Annotated in this window: 11 protein-coding genes; 5 read left to right on the top strand and 6 right to left on the bottom strand. The window is 61.5% G+C overall.

The features are described 5' to 3' along the window. Positions 1-208: 208 nt before the first annotated feature. Positions 209-502 (bottom strand): DUF6509 family protein, encoded by a 294-nt coding sequence (locus RBI05_RS10075; protein WP_310550996.1) that lies wholly within the window; start codon positions 500-502, stop codon positions 209-211. Between the two features lie 212 nt (positions 503-714). On the opposite strand from RBI05_RS10075, the gene RBI05_RS10070 reads away from it, so the two are divergent. The 3 genes from RBI05_RS10070 to RBI05_RS10060 are packed head-to-tail and all read left to right on the top strand — an operon-like array spanning position 715 to position 4,063. Next, positions 715-1,650, top strand: coding sequence for an energy-coupling factor transporter transmembrane component T (locus tag RBI05_RS10070; RefSeq protein WP_310550995.1), 936 nt, complete (start codon positions 715-717; stop codon positions 1,648-1,650). Then, a complete protein-coding gene (locus RBI05_RS10065) occupies positions 1,623-3,398 on the top strand; it encodes an ABC transporter ATP-binding protein (RefSeq protein WP_310550994.1) in 1,776 nt (591 codons plus the stop codon). Before RBI05_RS10070 ends, RBI05_RS10065 begins: the two co-directional genes overlap by 28 nt. Beyond that, complete coding sequence (locus RBI05_RS10060; RefSeq protein ID WP_310550993.1) at positions 3,365-4,063, top strand: ECF transporter S component; 699 nt, start codon at positions 3,365-3,367, stop codon at positions 4,061-4,063. The genes RBI05_RS10065 and RBI05_RS10060 overlap by 34 nt, the downstream gene beginning before the upstream one ends. 487 nt (positions 4,064-4,550) lie before the next feature. Here RBI05_RS10060 and RBI05_RS10055 read toward each other — a convergent pair whose 3' ends face one another. Next, entirely contained in the window at positions 4,551-5,411 is an 861-nt protein-coding gene (locus tag RBI05_RS10055; protein ID WP_310550992.1) for an EcsC family protein, read from the bottom strand. Positions 5,412-5,533: 122 nt separating this feature from the next. After that, positions 5,534-5,812, bottom strand: a complete 279-nt coding sequence (locus RBI05_RS10050; protein ID WP_310550991.1) for a hypothetical protein — start codon at positions 5,810-5,812, stop codon at positions 5,534-5,536. A gap of 135 nt (positions 5,813-5,947) precedes the next feature. Between RBI05_RS10050 and RBI05_RS10045 the strand changes: the two genes are divergently transcribed. After that, the gene (locus RBI05_RS10045; protein WP_310550990.1) at positions 5,948-6,928 is read left to right on the top strand and encodes a catalase family peroxidase; all 981 of its coding nucleotides are present in this window, start codon (positions 5,948-5,950) and stop codon (positions 6,926-6,928) included. A gap of 57 nt (positions 6,929-6,985) precedes the next feature. On the opposite strand, the gene RBI05_RS10040 is transcribed toward RBI05_RS10045, so the two are convergent. Further along, positions 6,986-8,818, bottom strand: coding sequence for an LTA synthase family protein (locus RBI05_RS10040; RefSeq protein ID WP_310550989.1), 1,833 nt, complete (start codon positions 8,816-8,818; stop codon positions 6,986-6,988). Positions 8,819-9,178: 360 nt separating this feature from the next. On the opposite strand from RBI05_RS10040, the gene RBI05_RS10035 reads away from it, so the two are divergent. Further along, positions 9,179-14,296 carry an alpha-amylase family glycosyl hydrolase gene (locus RBI05_RS10035; RefSeq protein ID WP_310550988.1) on the top strand — a complete coding sequence of 1,706 codons (5,118 nt, stop codon included), beginning with the start codon at positions 9,179-9,181 and terminating at the stop codon, positions 14,294-14,296. 108 nt (positions 14,297-14,404) lie between these two features. Here the strand turns inward: RBI05_RS10035 and RBI05_RS10030 are convergent, their stop codons facing one another. After that, on the bottom strand, positions 14,405-15,190 hold the full coding sequence (locus RBI05_RS10030; protein WP_310550987.1) for a phosphotransferase family protein: 786 nt from the start codon (positions 15,188-15,190) through the stop codon (positions 14,405-14,407). Beyond that, entirely contained in the window at positions 15,183-16,211 is a 1,029-nt protein-coding gene (locus RBI05_RS10025; RefSeq protein ID WP_150457540.1) for an SDR family oxidoreductase, read from the bottom strand. Before RBI05_RS10025 ends, RBI05_RS10030 begins: the two co-directional genes overlap by 8 nt. Between the last annotated feature and the right edge of the window lie 8 nt (positions 16,212-16,219).

Raw genomic sequence — 16,219 nt, 5'->3', positions numbered from 1 at the left:
TTGGGCACATGGAGCCAGCTGCCCTGCTCCGCCGGATTCCCGCCCGTCATAAGGCGCGGCAAAAAAGGCCAGCCGCCCGGCTGGCCCTCTCCTCTGTAACCTGCTCCGCAGCCGGCTCTCCCCGGAACGGACTGCCGTTCTCTCCGACACGGTCCTGGCCTGCTGGTCCGCCGGCCCTCTGGCCCGCCGGTCCCTCAGCCTTGACGGATTACGCTTCTTCTCCGATCTTCTCCCGGCAGAAAACCGCAAGCTCCGCCTCTTCTTCCTCTTCCAGCTCGAAATCCAGCAGAGTCTGCGTGGTGGTCTCCATCAGATCATAGGTCACAAGCGACACCTCGCCGTCCAGCTCCTTCATCACCACGCGGGCGGTGACGCCGCTCTCGGAATACAGCTCGTCCTCTTCCGGGATGTCCAGTTCCACCATCAATTCATAGCGCTTGCCGGGTATAATCCCGAACGGGTCGCGGATTTCTTCCACACTGTAGCTTGCAATGGGCAGCATCGTTGTTCTACTCCTTCTTAACTCAAGTCATTGCCTTCATCATATCACACGCGCGGGGGCTTTGCCTCCGCAGGACCGGTGCCCGGCCCCGGTTCGGCAGCGGCCCCGAATGTTCATCCTTGCGGCCGCATGCTATAATAGGCCCCGTCGAATACGGACGGAAACCGCGAAAGCCGCTATTTCATTTCCGACAGAAAGCGAGGGGAAGCTTCTTGGGATTATCCGCCTTTGACCGGCGGCCTGCACAGGGAATCCGCCATGCCGGCGGGTTCCGCTCGCTGCATCCGGCCGTCTGCCTTCTTTATTACGCGGGCGCCGCGGGACTTGCCATGATTATGCTCCACCCCGTCTTTCTTCTGGCGGGGGCCCTGATTGCGGCGCTGGCCGCCGGGCTGCTCGGCGACGGTCCGCGGCTGCGCCGGGCGCTGCCCTGGTACCTTCTGATGTCCGGGGCGGTAGCTATAATCAACCCGCTGTTCTCGCACCGGGGACGCGTCATTCTGTTCTATTTTCGGGACCAGCCTATTACTCTGGAAGCGATTCTCTACGGGGTCACGGCCATGCTGTCGCTGCTCTGCCTGCTGCTAGCCTTTCTGACGTTCCAGTCGGTCATTACCGCCGACAAATTCATGTATCTGTTCGGGTCGGCGCTGCCCCGGACCGCCCTGCTGGCCCTCATGACCATCCGGTTCGTTCCGATGCTGACCCGGCGGCTGCGGCAGATCACCCGCGTCCAGCGGCTGAAAGGCATTGATATGGCGCAGGGAAGCTGGCTGAAGCGCGCCCGCGACGGAATGACGCTGCTTCAGGTGCTGCTGAACGCCTCGCTGGAGGAGGCGATGGGAACGGCCGACTCCATGAAGGCGCGCGGCTACGGTACGGTGCGGCGGCGCAGCTCCTATGTGCTCTACCGGATGGACGGGCGCGACCGCCGCGCGCTGGCGGGCCTGTCGCTGCTGCTGCTCTTCTGTCTCGGCGGAAGGGCCGCCGGTCTGGGCGTACTGCCGCTCTACCCGGTGCTGGCGGAGAAAGTATGGCGCCTGGGGGACCTGCCCCTTTTTGCCGGATTCAGCCTGTTCTGGCTGGCTCCGGTCTACTACGAACTGCGGGAGCGATTGGCGTGGACTTCATCGAAATCAAGAACTTAACCTTCCGTTACGCCGGCAGCAGCCGGAAGGCGCTGGACGGCGTCTCGCTGACCATCGCCGAAGGCGGGTTCACGCTGCTCTGCGGTCCTTCGGGAGGCGGCAAGACGACGCTGCTTCATCATCTCAAAAGCGGGCTTCAGCCCGTCGGCCTTCGCGAAGGCCGCATTCTCTACCGGGGCCGGCCGCTGGACGAAGTAACCCCCGCCGAGGCGGCGGCCGACTTCGGGCTGGTCTTCCAGCACCCCGAGAGCCAGGTCGTCATGGATACGGTCTGGCACGAAATGGCCTTCTCCATGGAGAACCTTGGCCTTCCACTCTCTGTCATGCACAAGCGCCTGGCCGAGCTCGCTCATTTCTTCGGCCTGGAGCCGCTGCTGCACCGCTCGGTCCATGAGCTGTCCGGCGGCCAGCTTCAGCTCGTGAACCTCGCTTCGGTGCTGCTGCTTCAGCCGAAGGTGCTGCTGCTCGATGAGCCGACCTCGCAGCTGGACCCCGTCTCGGCGCGCGAATTCCTCTTCATGCTCCAGCGGCTGAACCGGGAGCTGGGCCTCACGGTTATCATGAGCGAGCATCGGCTCGAGGATGCGCTGCCGCTGGCCGACGCCGTCTTCCTGCTGGACGGCGGACGTCTGGCGGCAGGCGGAGCGCCGCACGCCTTTGCCCGGCAGGCAGCCGCGGCGGGCCGTGCGCTCTACCTGCCGGCCGCGGCCCGGCTCTCGCTCTCGGCCGGAGCGCCCGGACAGCCGGGACGCGGCACGGGCCCGGCGGCGGTGCCGGACCCGGCTGCCGGCCGGGGCCCAGCGCAGGCAGCGACGGAGCCGGTGGGGGCAGAGGAGGCGGCGGAGCCGGTGAAGGCGCCGGACCCCGCGGCGGACCTGCCGCCGCTGACCGTCCGCGAAGGCCGCCGCTGGCTGGAGCAGGCGGGCGAGCGGCTGCTAATCCGCCGCTCGGACCGCCTCCGGCCGGAGCTGCCGCCGTCCCAGGACGACCCGCTGCTGTCCTGCCGGGAGATCAGCTTCCGGTACGGCAAGGACGATCCCGCTGTGCTGAACCGGCTGTCCCTGAACATCCGGGAGCGGGAGTTCCTGGCCGTCTTCGGCGGCAACGGCGCAGGCAAGTCCACTCTGCTTCAAGTGCTCGCCGGCCTGCTTGTCCCCAAGCGGGGCAAGGTCTCCCCCGCCCGGGGCGTGAGAATCGGCTACCTGGCCCAGAATCCCCTGCTCTATTTCAGTTACGACACGCTCGGCGAAGAATTCGAGCAGGCCGTCCGGCGCAGCGGGGCCGGGGACGCCCGGGAGACCCGGTCCGAGCTGGTTGCCCTGCTCGGGCTTGAAGAACTGCTGGACCGCCATCCCCATGACCTCAGCGGAGGCGAACGGCAGAAGGCGGCGCTCGGGCTTGTCCTCATGGCGCGCCCGGATCTCCTCTGCATCGACGAGCCGACCAAGGGACTGGACCCCGAGGCGAAGCGGCGCGTCGGACTGCTGCTTCAGGACCTCCGAAGCAGGGGACTTACCCTCATCATGGTCACCCATGACGTCGAGTTCGCCGCCGAATACGCCAGCCGCTGCGCGCTGCTGTTCGACGGGGCCATTGCGGCGGAGGACGCGCCCGCCGCTTTCTTTGCCAGCAATTACTTCTACACCACTGCGCTGAACCGGCTCCTGCGGGACCGGCTGCCGGAGGCGCTGACCGATGAGGATGTGATCTGCGAATGGGCCGTTCCCGAATCGCCTTCCTCCTCGTAATCCTGCTGTTCGGAGCCGGTCTGGCCCTGACTTCGCTTGTCCTGCAGATGTACTATCTCCCGGCCAGCCTTGTGCTGCTGGCCGCCGCCATGGCCCCGTTCTTCGCCCGCTTCGAGCTGCGCCGGGTCGAAGCGCGGGAGATTGTCCTGCTCGCCGTTCTGGCCGCGATGGCCGCGATGGGCCGGGTGGCGTTCGCGCCGCTGCCGAGCGTGCAGCCGACCTCTTTTGTCATCATCGTCACTGCGCTCGTATTCGGCGGAGAGTCCGGGTTCCTCGTCGGCGCGGTCGCCGCGCTCGTCTCGAATCTCTTTCTCGGCCAAGGGCCCTGGACGCCCTGGCAGATGTTCGCCTGGGGATTGATGGGCGCCAGCGCAGGCTGGCTGCGGCATCCGCTGCTTCTGCTGCGTAGCCGTATCCTGCTCTGCCTGTTCGGCGCTGTCTGGGGCTTTCTCTTCGGCTGGATCATGAATATCTGGACCTTGCTGACGATTCCCGATGCGCTGAACTGGGCGACGGTCTTGCTGAAGTATTCCGCCAGCGTTCCGTTCGATCTTGCCCATGCAGCCGCCAATACGGTGCTGCTCGCCCTGTTCGCACGGCCCTGGGTCCGTATACTGACCCGGTTCAAGGTCAAGTACGGCCTGCTGGATGGCGGCCGGGACTGACCGAAGGCCCGGTACAGGTTACGCTGCCGGGAGAAACGCCGGATTCCTGCCGAAAGGCGGGGGTCCGGCGTTTTATTTTTCAACTTGTCACGATCTACTTCGACCAGAGACAACATAGTAGTTCCGTATAGAACTAATATTAATGGCGAGATATGACGAAGCTTGTAGAGAATGGCGGTATCAGGTTCTTGGCTTGAGGCCGATCCGTCCAGACCGGTGCGACCGGTTCTTGGCGGCTCGGGTGGGCCGGTTCCCATCTGCCGATTGGGCGCGGAAGGTTAAGGCCTGCCCGATCGCAACGACGGATTCCAAGTTTCGCGGCTTTCTGCCAGAAACGGTCCGTAATCGGCAGATGTTGCGGAAATCCGCTTCTGTTCGCGTCTTACGAGGACAGAAGTGACGCATATTCGTGTTTTTTGGCTCCAAAAAAAGAGGGAGCCTCTCCCTCTCCGGGAAGCTCCCTCCTCCAATTGGGGCCTTGGACGGCTCATTTGCCTCCGCCGGCGAGTTGCAGCGGCGCTCCGTTCTCCTTCAGCCGTGCCAGAATACGGCGCTTGCGGTACAGGACGGCGGCGGCTTCGCCGACGCTCTTCAGCGTCTCCCGGTTGTTGTAGGCGCCTAGGACGACGCCGACGACCGGAACGGCCTGCATCACTTTCTTCGTGGCGAAGCTGTCCCGGTAGGCGGCGATTACTTCCCGCCAGCCCTGGATATCGGAGACCGAGCTGCGGCTTGCTGCCCCGAGCCACTCTCCGTCCGGTCCGGTCTCCCGGGCCAGCACGTCCAGCACCGCCTTCTTGCCGACGACATCGGCGAACGCAAACTGCAGCACCCGGACGGTAAAGACCCGCTCCGCCTCCTCGGTCGGATCGTAGCCGTAGCAAAGGCCGATCTCCTGGATCGCCTTCAGAGACAGTCCAAGCACGGCCGGAATATCCGCCGCCAATGTGAACAGTCCGCCAAAGCCCGTTGTCGCTCCTTGTACCGTCGCCGTATTGCTTCCGCTGCGGCCGATCCGCTCCGCCGCCTCGTCCATGACGCGGAGCGGATAAGGGCCGGTTCCGCTGCCGCCCCGCTCGCGGGACAGCTTCTCCATCAGTGCGCCGACCTTGCGTCCGGCCACCAGATAATTGCCGCCGTACTGAATATAGCGGCCCAGCTCGTCCAGCACCCGTCCGGTCTTGTCGCGGATGACTTCCGGCGTAATTTTGTCGAGCAGCTTGAAAGGAAGCCTGGTGATCCGGTCCCGAAGCTTCACGCGCTTCTGTTCCTTCTCCCACCGGCGCACCTCTCCAAGCGCCTCTATCAATTCTACCCGCGTCTCCAGCCGGTAATCCTGTATTGCCATTATAAGGATCGCCCCTCATGGCGGCTCTGCCGCCGAGTCTAAACGCCCATGCGTTCAGAACGTTATTACCCCGTCGGCCCCGGTCCGCCTCTCCCTATTCCAGTCCGTTCCAAGTCCGTTCCTCAGTCCGTTCCGTGCATCTGCCGCAGCCGGGCGAGCCGCTCCTTCTCATTCTGGAGCATATCCTCGGCCAGATCGACGCCCTGTCCGCCAATGGAGCCTTCAGGCGCATGCCGGACCGCTTCCTCGGCATGCTCGAGACTGTTCTCGGCCTGCCGGAGCATCGCTTCCGTCGGGTGGCTCATGGCTTGGGTGACGGCATTGTGCAGCCGGGTTACCGAATCCTCCGCCTGATCGACCGTACTGTTGGTGCGCTGGCTTGATTCATAATGTCGGGTCATGAATGCGGCACTTCCTTTCTGAACAAGCATAATGGGTTCAACTTTAACTTGGTTCGGAAGCCGGGTTTTTATTCTGCTTAAAGGAAGCGCCGCAAGGGTAGGTTGTAGATAAGGAAATATAAGGAGGAACTTATAATGACGGATTATGTACCGCGCAGCCGCAGCGGCGAACCGCTGCACACTGCGCTTGCCGGACAGGCCGTAGACGCCATCGAAGGGCTGTCCGGCAGACACCCCGGCTTCCGCCGCGCCCATGCCAAGGGCATCTGCTGCGCCGGCGTCTTCAAGGCGAGCGGCGAGGCGGGGCATCTGACGACGGCAGCCCATCTGCAGGCCGGCGAATATCCGGTGACGGCCCGCTTCTCGGGCAGCTCCACCGATCCGGCGTTAGCCGACCTGCTGTCGCCGGCCAAAGGGCTGGCGGTCCGGTTCGAGCTTCCGGAAGGGGAGGTCGCCAATCTGGTGGCGACGACGGTTCCGGTCTTTTTTGCCCGGACGCCGGAATCCTTCGTGGAGATCGTCAAGGCGGCTCATCACGCCCGGGAGAAGCTGACCGGCAAGCTGGAGCTGCTGAAAGAATTGGCGGTCCATTTCACCGAAGCCAAAGAAAGCGCGCTGGCGATTCACCGTCTGAAGCCGCCTGCAAGCTACGGGACATGCCGGTACTTCGCGATTCATGCCTATTTCCTGGTCGATGCCGGCGGCAATCGGCGGCCGGTCAAGTTCGAATGGCTGCCGGAGGCGGGCGAGCACCCGCTGAATGCGGAAGAAGCGGCGGCGAAGAGCCCCGACTATCTGGAGGAGGAGATCGCCGCGCGCTTGAAGAACGGGCCGGTGAACTTCCAACTGAGCCTGGTCCTCGGCCAGGAAGGCGATCCGACGGATGATCCGACCCGGGTCTGGCCGGAAGACCGTCCGCGCATCCCGGCAGGTACGCTGACCTTGACCGAAGCGGTGCCCGAGCCCGAAGGACTGGTCATGGACCCTACCGTCGTTCCCGCTGGCATCGCGCTGTCGGACGATCCCATCCTGAATTTCCGCCGCGCCGCCTACGCCAATTCGCTGGAGCGCCGCACCCGGGAAGAAGCCGGAAGTGAAGACGGCCCCCGCACCTGAATGAAACCGGCGGCGTCCGCCCGGAATACCCGGAGGACGCCGCCGGTTTCAGATGCGTTAGAACATCAGCTTGGCGCTGTACTGCTTCCCTTCCAGCAGATCGTACTCGACCAGCCGGTAGTCGCTTAGAAGCGCCTGCTGCTCCGGGGTCAGCTTCCGAATCTCATTACCGCCGGAGCCGATCCGGACGCTTCCCGAAAGACCCGGCAGTTCGGCCTTGACCCGGTCCAGCAGCTGATAGAACGGCGGCTCGGCAAGGCCGGCCCGCCGGAAAACTTCGGGTCCGAGAAAAGCGGGACTCAGCGTCCCGGTTCCTTCGGTCCCGATATCGAAGTTGGCCAGAAGCATCAGCTTCGTCTCATGCTTGAGCCGGGGCTTGGCGTCCCAGCCGGCTTCGGCATAGATGCCGGCGGAGAGCGCCGGAAGATGGTCGCCCCAGAAGACGGCCACGGTCCGGCGGGGCAGCTCCTTGAGCTCTTTTGCCAGCTCGGCCAGCGCCTCGTCCGTCAGCTTCGCATCCTGCGCATATGTCTCCAGCTCCTTCCGGTACGCCTCCTTGCCGCTTGAAACGGCAATCGTGTTGGGTCCGTTCTTCCCGGACGTGAACGGAAAATGATTCTGCATCGTCACCAGGTGCAGAAACGCCGGTCCTTTCGACGCTCTCAGCTCGCGCACCGCCTCCTGCACGGCAGCCAAGTCGCTGATGTACCCGCCAGGGGTCATCCGCGCCGCCTTCGGCAGATCCTTCTCCGAGGTGAACCGGTCGAACCCGAGCATCGGGTAGACCCGGTTGCGGTTATAGAACGTATCGTCGAACGGATGCAGCGCGAGCGCAGCGTAGCCCCTCTGCTTCAGAATGCTGACGATGGAGGGCAGCGAGGACATTTTCACCAGACGCTGTTGGAACGGGACCGAACCGTCATTCAAAAAATACATCGAGAGCCCTGTCAGGGCCTCGAATTCCACATTGGCCGTGTTGCCCCCGAACTCGGGGGACAGCAGATACCCGGACGGCGACGATTTCGCCGCTCCGTGGATGAAGACCAGCGGGTCCGCGCTGAAGGAATAGCCGGGCAGCCGGGTCGGATCAAAGAAAGCCTCGTCCATCATGAACAGAATATCGGGCATCTTCGCGTCCTGTTCGGCTTCGGTCCCTCCGGTTGGCGCCGGATTTGCCGCTTCGGAGCCGTTCCCGCCATACTTGGCGGCAATTCGCAGGATCGCCTCCCGGCTGTACCCGTCCGGCTTCTCCATTACGTTCTGGTGCAGATTGCCGGCAAAAGCGAACAGAAAGCCGTTCTGGGTATAGTTGACCTTCTGGTTCCAGTACAAATTCTCATAGTGAAGCGAGGAAGCCAGGCTGGAGCCGCTGCCGACTACAAACAGAAAGCCTCCGGCCAGGGCCGCCGAGACGCCGCCAAGCAGCAGACGCCAAGTCAGCCGCATCCGCACCTTCGGCAACTTCCGCATCCCGTAGAGGAGAAGAACGATAAGGGCAGCAGCGATGGCGATCCATAACGGGGACAGCATCCCTCTGGTGATATGGCGCATCTCGCCGGCATTCTTCAGAAGCATGAGGTCCCAAGGGAACAGCGGCTCGCCGGTTGTGGCAAGCTTGCGGTTGTCGGCGGTTCCAAGCAGCACCACTACAGCAACGGCCAGCAGCGGGCCGGGGTAGCCCCCTGGGACAAGCGCCGCGAACAGCAGCAGCAGAAAGAAGAGAAACAGACTTCCCGCGAGATAGAGAGCCGGATATCGGGCCACCCAGTCCGCCACCGCCCCGAATTTCATTCCAAGAGAAGCGGCCTGGAGAAAGATATTCAGCATGCAACCGGCCAGGAGCAAACTCCCGCCCCACAGGGCCGTCCCCCGGAGTCGTCCGCGAAACATAAGCGAATCCCCCTTTATCATCTTAATCTCCTGAGTATACGCCTATCCCTTTTAAAATTCCTCCATTCTCCTAAATCGGCAATTGTATCTCTATCAAAGGGGTGCTATAATTTTCTAAACTTTATGATGCAAACGTTTGCAAAATAATACCACTTTCCTGCTTATAACATGTCACTTTTCCTTTCTAAGCTTATTCCTCCCACTTTCTGACATGCTGCTCTTGTGCAACTTGGTGTGCAAACGTTCGCCCTACTTCTAAATGGAGGTGTTGTTTGGCACTGCCCGTCTATTCCTTACCTGATGCAACGCTCCTATGTTAACGCTTACTTAATTATTCATTCGAGAGGGGTTATGTCATCCATGCACGTCAAGCAAGCCTATAAGCGCCGAGGTCTCCGGTTCTGGTCCTGTGCGCTGATTCTGTCTCTGATTCTCGGCCTCTTCCCCGCAGCTCCGGCGGTTCATGCCGACTCTGCACACCCGGACGTGGCAACCTTAACCAGCCCAGTCTTCGGACTGGACGAAGCCGGAACGGTAACCGCTACCGTGTACCGCGTAACGGACAGCAGTGTTACGAAGCAGTATATTAACGGGAATTTTAGCGGATGGAGTTTTACTGCCATGACGCAAGGGGATCAGGTCTCCGATCAGGGCGTATCCAAGAATACCTTCTACTACACATTTACCACTGCACAGTTACAGGCACAGGGTGGCAGTGTGGAATATAAGTTTATGCCCGAGCAATCCTGGGACGTCTCTCTGGTGGACCCGCTCAACCCGAGCAAGACTTCAGGCGGGAACTCGCTCGTTTCGGCTATGGCTCTGAGCGCCGCGTCCGATACCGCAGCACCGGGCTCTACGGTTCAGATCAGTGCGGCCCGCAAGCTGGCCGACGGGACCTCCAAGGATCTGACGGACCTCGCGGTATGGTCGAGCGACACAAGCAGCGTAACCGTCGATAAGGGACGCGTCACGATTCCGGCCGGAACCGCTTCCGGGACAGTCGTCAAGATCAGCGCTGCCTATGAGGGATTGACGCTGACCAAGAACCTGACCGTACTTAGCGGAGAGGTGAAGAGTCCCGTCATTAACAAGGAAGACGGAACGGTAACGTTCAACAACATCTCCAGCCCCGGACCCGAAGTTTACCTCGCCGGACAGATGAACGGCTGGAGCAGCAGCGCTGCCAAAATGACTAAAAAGAACGGTGTATACACGGTCACGCTTCCGTTAAGCGCCGGTACTTACGAGTACAAATTTGTTACGGTAAAAGCGGACAAGACCCAGGACTGGTTCACCGATCCGCTGAACAGCAAGTCTTCCAACGGGAACTCGGTCGTCTATGTGCCGGGAATCAAGATTACCTCCGATGCCAACATCGTGAAGGGCAAATCGCTTGACCTGACTGCGCTGCTTGTCAGCGGTACGGATGGCAGTTCGTCGGCCCTGACGCCGACATGGGAACTGGCCGAGCCGAAGAATGGCGTGACGCTGAACGGCAGCAACCTGAGCGTCGCGGCCAACTATAGCGGCGGCAATAAGGTAACGGTCACCGCCACAAGCGGAGACTATACCGCCAGCCAGACGATCACGGTTCTGGACAAAATGTACACCTTCAATCTGCATTATTACCGGGATAAACAAAATTACTCCGGCTGGGATAACTGGATCTGGGGACCCGGCGTTGACGGAAAAGCTTACGCCTTCACCGGAACGGATACTGACGGTTTTGCTACCGTATCGGTAACCCTGCCGATTGACACAATCAGTATCCTTCCGCGTCTGGGCGGAGATGCCTGGACCCAGAAGGACGCCGAGCATGGCAATGTCCAAATACCGGCGGGAGCCACCGCGGCGGACGTATGGCTGGTCCAGAACGACAACAAGGCCTACTTTAACCGCGAAGCTGCTCTGGCCGCCAAGGATGCCATCCCTGCGCCGCGCTACGCCGAAGTGCACTACAAACGCCCTGCCAAAGATTATGAGGGCTGGAATCTGCATGTGTGGAGTACTGGAGCCGCCGGAGGCGATATTCCGTTCGAATACACTCCCGGCAGCGACTATGCTGTAGCCCGTGTCGAAATAGGCAGCCGGACAGACAAGTTCGGATTCAAGATCCACCACGGCAAAGAGTGGGAACAGATTGATATCGACTATGACCGCGAGATCAGCACCCCGCTGGATCTGACGGTTACGAAAGTGGAAATTACGCAGGGCGTCGGGGCCATCCGGACAATTCCGAGTGTGAACGGTCCTGTGCTGGAAGACGGCGGCATTACGTTCTATTACCGGAACAACGAGCTCTATAACCAGGGCCGGATGAATGAACTGACCGCCGCTTCGGTAAGAGTGAAGCTGAACGGGCAGACGGCAGAGTACCCGATGGTCTATGACAGCGCCAACGAGTACTTCACCTATACCCTGCCGAATCTTCAAGAAGGGGATTACACCTATTCCTTCCTGGTTACCCAGAAGGACAAAGGAACCTCTGAGATTGTCGATCCCAAGAACAATGCTGGCGGAGTATCCGCTTTTGCTTACCGGAAGCCTTCGGGTACCGTGAACGCCTCGCTGGCCCCGGCCGCCATTAGCCCGAACGAGAATACGGTGCTGACGGTGACTTACCAGTTGGAGAACAACACGGCTGTCCGCAGCCTGTCGGTCGATCTGACGCCGGTCGGCGGTCCTGCCAAGTTCGCCATTGATCCCGAGCTGTTGCAAGGCACAATCGCCGTAACGGACAGCACGGGCGCCGGAGACAAAACGCTGCTGGTTACAGCGGTGGACGTATACGGCAACAAGCACACCACGCAGGCGAGCCTGACGGTGAAGCCGCGGGTGAATGCGGGCAGCCTGGATTTTGACTGGGACGAGGCCCGGATCTACTTCCTGCTGACCGACCGCTTCCAGGACGGCGACGCGGGCAACAACGCCAATGTGGACAAGACTAAGATCAACGCCTACCACGGCGGGGATTTCAAAGGTCTGACCGGGAAGCTGGATTACATCAAGGACCTCGGTATCAACACGATCTGGATTACGCCGATTGTCGACAACATTGATTTCAATGTGAGCGGAGACGGCGGTACTTCCTATGGCTATCACGGCTACTGGACCAAGAATTTCGAAGCGCTTGAAGAGCATCTCGGCAACATGGACGATTTCAAGACGCTGATTAACAGCGCGCATGACAAGGGCATCAAGATCATGGTGGACGTTGTCCTGAACCATGCCGGCTATGATCTGAAGGAAACCAGCACCAACCCGAACGTTACCCAGGAAGACAAGGACCGCTTCAAGGGCATGCTGCGCACGGACGGAGTCAGCTCCGACCAGGATGTGGTCAAGGGCGAACTGTCCGGTCTCCCGGACTTCAAGACGGAAGATCCCGCTGTGCGCGCCAAGCTGATTGACTGGCAGGCCGGGTGGCTCCAGCGGGCCAAGACGGAACGGGGCGACACGATTGATTACTTCCGTGTAGATACTGTGAAGCATGTGGACGATACGACCTGGAAGGCCTTCAAGAATGCCCTGACCGCAATTGATCCGGATTTCAAAATGATCGGCGAACAATTCGGCGCCAGCATCAACGCCGACGGGGGCAAGCTGAAGACGGGCGAAATGGACGCCCTGCTTGATTTTGAATTCAATGCCAACGCCGACAACCTAATCAAAGGCAAGATTGACCAGGCCGAAACGTATCTCGAGCAGCGCAACGAGCTGCTGAACAACACGGCTACGATGGGCAACTTCCTGAGCAGCCACGACGAAGACGGCTTCCTCGCTACCAGTGCAGGCGGCGACAAGGATCTGCTGAAAGTGGCGGCGGCTATGCAGATGACGGTCAAAGGCCAGCCGGTGGTGTACTACGGCGAAGAGCTGGGGCTCTCCGGCGTCGCCAAAGACAACCTCAACCGGTATGACATGGACTGGAGCCGCGTGGATACCGAGAAGGATCTGCTGAACCATTACAAGAAGCTGTTGAACCTGCGCGCCGAATACTCGAAGGTATTTGCGAAGGGGACGCACACCAAGGTAGCCGGCGGAAGCGCTGACGGCTATCTCGTCTACAACCGCGCCTATACTTCGGGCGGCACGACGACGAATCTCTATGTCGGACTCAATCCGACCAACAAGGAAGCAACGGCAACGTTCGCTGTTCCGTATACGGCGGGATCGGTGCTGACCGACAAGTATAACGGCGTCGATTACACCGTTGGCCCGGACCGCAAGATCAGCCTCAAGCTGCCGGCCAGAGCACAAGGCGGCACCGCAGTCATCGCCTTGACCAAGGAAGCTGCCGATTCTTCGGCAACCCCGGCTCCTGCGGCCACTCCGGCCCCGTCGGCCTCTGCCGCAGCGGTAGCCGTAAGCGCCGCTCAGCTGCAAGCGGCTGGCGACAAAGTAAGCCTGGACCTTGGCGCCATGACCGCCGGCGTCAAGAAGCAGATTACGCTTCCGGCGAATGCCGGCACGCTGACCGGCGGCAGACCGGTTGAGCTCAAGACGGCTGAACTGGCCCTGACGCTTCCCGGCCAGGTGCTGAGCGACCTTCAGGCGCTCGTTCCGGCGTCCGGCCTTGCAGGCGCCCAGATCTCGCTGACGGTCACCAAGCAGGCCGCCGGCAGTCTGGATGGAGCGCTGGCGAAGGCTTCGGCAGCGGAAGGCGCTTCGCTGAGAGCGGCAGGCGGCGTATACAGCTTCGAGCTGGCAGCCGTTCTGGCCGACGGAACCGCCAAGAAGCTGGAGCGCTTCGCGCGTCCGGTTACCCTGACGCTGCCGGTCAATGCCGGTGCCAACGCCGATCTCGTAGGCGTGTACTACATTCCGGCCAGCGGACAACCCGAGTATGCCGGTGGCCAGACGTCCGCTGCGACGGTAACCGCCAATGTCTACCACTTCAGCACCTATGCCGCTCTGGAATACGACAAGACGTTCACCGACGTCAAGCCGACCCACTGGGCCTACGGCAACATCCGCACGATGGCGGCCAAGCACATCGTGCAGGGCAAGAACGCGGCACAGTTCGACCCATCCGGTCAGGTGACGCGCGCCGAATTCGCGGCCATGCTCGTCCGCGGCCTCGGCCTTGAGGGCAAGACCGGAACCGCAAGTCCGTTCCGGGATGTGCCGGCAGGCAGCTGGTATCTCTCCAGCGTGCTGGCCGCTTATGACGCCAAGCTGATTCAAGGCACGGATGCGGCGCACTTCAGCCCGTCCAAGGCCATCTCCCGCCAGGAAATGGCGTCGATGCTCGTCCGCGCGCTGGCGCTGAAGGGCATCTCCGTTCCGGCCGGCGGCAGTGCCGCCTCGGCCTACAGCGATGCCGCCTCGATCAGCGGCTGGGCACTTGATGCGATGAACACCGCGGTCGCCTCCGGCCTGATGAGCGGCAAGAGCGCCCTGCGGCTTGACCCGCAGGCGCAGTCCACCCGCGCCGAAGCGGCCGCCGTTCTGGCCCGCCTGCTCGCGAAGTAATCCCGTCCGCCGGGCCATGCCCGGCAGCCGGACGTAAGACCCGGATACAGACAACGGCTGAACCTTCCGTAAGACGGAAGCGTTCAGCCGTTGTTTTTTTGCCGCGTTCTAGAAGAATTCGTACAGATTCTCAAAATACGCCCGTTCCGTCCCGCTCACCCGGTAACGGGTATAGCCCTCGTAGAAGGCCGACAAATACGCCGGGTCCCGGAATGTGCGAATGGCGAGTGTCTCATCGTAGCGGGGATCGCCGATTGCCATTCCGGCCGCGTCGATCCACAGGCAGGCTTCGCCGCCGGAGACCAGCACATTGTCCGTCGTGCAATCGCCATGGATAAGCGCAGAACGGACGGAAGCGGGCCGGTTCCTCTCCAGCCGGACCAGCAGATCAGGGCTTCCCTCGGTCACGCCCTGTCCGACATAGTCCCCCGCCCGTTCCAGCCGGCCGGACAGCCAGTCTCCGGAATCGGCTTCCGGTTCGGAATGGTCCGGTTCTACAGCTTCCCACGGCAGTTTGTGCAGCTTCTGAAGCAGCCGACCGAAGCTGCGGATCAGCTTCTCCTTCTCCTCCGGCGTTCCCGCGTTTCGAAGCGCTGCGGTGAGCGTGATGCCCGGCTCGAAGGTCATCAGCAGATGGCTCCCGTCTGCGCTCTCGAAGTAACCGGCATACCGGGGAAGCGGGACTCCCGGGCGGCCGCCGTAAGCCTTCAGCGCCTTCGCTTCTTCCGCAAGCCACTTCCGGTAGCGGTGATCGGTTGCGCTTTTGAGCAGGTAGACGCCCTGGCCGGTTACGAGGCGGGTGACCTCCGAGGTGCCGCCTTGTTCCTCCAGCCGGTCAGTCGACCGGATAGCGCCGATCCGCTCCTCCATTTCCCGCTGCAATCGCTTATCCACGGTTCTCCAGAATCTCCTTCTTGGCCTTCCCGAGAGCGGCAATGACCCGGTCGCACCAGGCGTCGAATTCCGGGTCTTCTTCCTGAAGCTCCGGATGCGCCAGAATATGCTTCACCGTCTCCCGCATTCCCTGATCGAGCCGAATGCCGGCCGTGAAGCCCGGAACGAGGCGCTTCAGCTTGCTGTTGTCGAAGACGACGGAATTCGCCTTGTCGCCGAGCAGCCCGCCCCGCAGATCTCCGTCCCAGCAGTCCGCCAGAAATTCGGAGGACACATGCACAGCCTTCAGCGGAACATTCAGACTATCGGCGAGGATGCCGTAGATCTGATTCCAGGTCACCGTCTCGTCCGAGGTAATGCCCACCGCTTCTCCGATCGCGTGCAGGTTGCCCATCAGACCGACAAAGCCTTGGGCAAAATCGCGGCTGTGCGTCATCGTCCACAGCGAGGTTCCGTCGCCGTGAATCAGCACGGGCTTGTGCTCCAGCATCCGCTTGGCGACCTGCCAGCTCCCCCGGTTGCCGTGCACGCCCATCGGAATGAAGCGTTCGTCGTAGGTGTGGCTCGGCCGGACAATGGTAACCGGGAAGCCTTCTTCGCGGTAGAGACGCATGAGGTAGTCTTCGCAGGCGATTTTGTTGCGGGAGTATTCCCAGTAGGGGTTGCTGAGCGGCGTTCCCTCGTTCACCCGGTAATCGGACAGCGGCGTCTGATACGCCGAGGCCGAGCTGATGAAGATGAACTGCCGCGTCTTTCCTTTGAACAGCCGGTAATCTCGCTCCAGCTGCGCCGGTTCAAAGGCGATAAAGTCGGCTACGACATCGAAGCTGTGTACGGCAAGCAGCCGGGCGACCGTCTCTTCGTCGTTGATATCCGCCTGAATCGTCTGCACCCGCTCCGGCAGTTCTTCGTTCCGCGAACCCCGGTTGAGCAGATACAGCTCCCAGTCTTCGCTGCCGGCCAGCAGCCGCGTAATCGCTGTACTGATAATGCCTGTTCCCCCAATAAAAAGCGCTTTCATATGTAACG

The organism is Paenibacillus glufosinatiresistens (assembly GCF_031470375.1).
In the GTDB taxonomy this organism is placed as follows: Bacteria; Bacillota; Bacilli; order Paenibacillales; family Paenibacillaceae; genus Paenibacillus_AQ; species Paenibacillus_AQ glufosinatiresistens.
The sequence above is the reverse complement of the archived record's forward strand: the minus strand, read 5'-3'. Positions and strand labels throughout refer to the sequence as shown.

Coding starts and splice junctions, on each gene's coding strand:
- RBI05_RS10050 (WP_310550991.1), bottom strand. CDS start 5,812: ATGACCCGACATTATGAATCAAGCCAGCGCACCAACAGTACGGTCGAT.
- RBI05_RS10025 (WP_150457540.1), bottom strand. CDS start 16,211: ATGAAAGCGCTTTTTATTGGGGGAACAGGCATTATCAGTACAGCGATT.
- RBI05_RS10045 (WP_310550990.1), top strand. CDS start 5,948: ATGACGGATTATGTACCGCGCAGCCGCAGCGGCGAACCGCTGCACACT.
- RBI05_RS10060 (WP_310550993.1), top strand. CDS start 3,365: ATGGGCCGTTCCCGAATCGCCTTCCTCCTCGTAATCCTGCTGTTCGGA.
- RBI05_RS10075 (WP_310550996.1), bottom strand. CDS start 502: ATGCTGCCCATTGCAAGCTACAGTGTGGAAGAAATCCGCGACCCGTTC.
- RBI05_RS10035 (WP_310550988.1), top strand. CDS start 9,179: ATGCACGTCAAGCAAGCCTATAAGCGCCGAGGTCTCCGGTTCTGGTCC.
- RBI05_RS10055 (WP_310550992.1), bottom strand. CDS start 5,411: ATGGCAATACAGGATTACCGGCTGGAGACGCGGGTAGAATTGATAGAG.
- RBI05_RS10040 (WP_310550989.1), bottom strand. CDS start 8,818: ATGTTTCGCGGACGACTCCGGGGGACGGCCCTGTGGGGCGGGAGTTTG.